General features: G+C 59.7%; 1 protein-coding gene. It reads left to right on the top strand.

All coding sequences use genetic code 11. From position 1 onward, the window contains the following. On the top strand, positions 1 to 478 hold a 478-nt coding region (locus tag ACFP9U_RS25330), incomplete at its 5' end, for a GFA family protein (RefSeq protein ID WP_378625671.1). Between the last annotated feature and the right edge of the window lie 127 nt (positions 479 to 605).

The raw sequence follows: 605 nt of genomic DNA, 5'->3' as shown, positions 1-605 counted from the left end.
TTGGGAGGAGAATATGCCCCGGACCTTTCAAGGCGGCTGTTCCTGCGGAGCGGTGCGCTACCGGCTGAATTCCGAACCGATGTTCGTGCATTGCTGCCATTGCCGCGACTGTCAACGCCAGACCGGCAGTGCCTTCGTCATCAACGCGCTGATCGAGACCGACCGGATCACGCTCTCGTCGGGCGTGCCGGAACCGGTGGCAATGGGGACCGACAGCGGCCGCCCACACGACATTTATCGCTGCCCGTCCTGCAGGGTTGCGCTATGGAGCGATTACGGCCGCCGTGCGATGCGTTTTGTGCGGGTCGGCACACTCGACGACCCCACAGGGATTGAGCCAGACGTTCATATCTTCACCCGCTCGAAACTTCCTTGGATTCGGCTGCCGGATAGCGCTCGCGCTTTCGAGATCTATTACGACACGAAGAAAGAGTGGCCAGCCGAAAGCCTTGAACGTCGCCGCGCAATCCTGGGATGAGGAAATGTCGATTCGTTAGCGGCCATGGCGGAGCTTGCCCGACCGGAGGTCAATTTCCGGCTAATTCCTGTCGAATATTCTGAACGGGGGATTGCTGGCATGCTCCCCGGAACATGGTGAACTTATC

Source organism: Nitratireductor sp. GCM10026969 (assembly GCF_042660605.1).
Classification (GTDB): domain Bacteria; phylum Pseudomonadota; class Alphaproteobacteria; order Rhizobiales; family Rhizobiaceae; genus Chelativorans.
Note: the sequence above shows the minus strand (reverse complement) of the source record. Positions and strands in the feature narration are given on the sequence as shown.